General features: G+C 46.0%; 1 pseudogene. It reads right to left on the reverse strand.

What is annotated here, in order from left to right:
* Window positions 1–269, reverse strand: a pseudogene (locus tag ABD949_RS18170) (IS110 family RNA-guided transposase); the annotation flags it as partial.
* Window positions 270–506 lie beyond the last annotated feature (237 nt).

Consider the following 506-nt stretch of genomic DNA (forward strand, 5'->3'; position numbering starts at 1 on the left):
ATCGGCAAACTACCTTCTAACCAGATGGGCAGTTGAAGCCGGTAGAGAAAATCCAGCAGATGGGCGTTGTAAATACCGGTATGTTCCATGCAAAACACAACCCGTTCGGGGTTCCAACCTGACAGCTTTTTAAATAACCGCAAAGCAGTTTTGATGCCGTTAATTGAGTTAGCCGTACTGGTTTGTAGGGTAAGGCTTTTACCATCAAATACAGCCCAGTCCAGAGTGTTTTTGGCTATATCCACTCCTACGAAGTAGTGAATGTCCATAACAAATGGTAGTTTAGGGTGAAGTAACCTTGCTTTATTGTTCGATACCTTGCTATTGGGCCTTGCGTCCCGCATTTCTATACGAACCTTGGCAAGTCAGAACAGAGCGGGTCCTAAATCCACCCATTGGTCGTGAGCCAGGCCGGTATGCCATAGGCAAGCCCGCTCTGTTATTCTTCTAGTAAGCTACCTTATTTCTAAGAATCTTACTACACCACAAACCTAAAGGCCGGTGCC

The sequence above is a fragment of the Nibrella saemangeumensis genome, assembly GCF_039541915.1.
GTDB lineage: Bacteria > Bacteroidota > Bacteroidia > Cytophagales > Spirosomataceae > Nibrella > Nibrella saemangeumensis.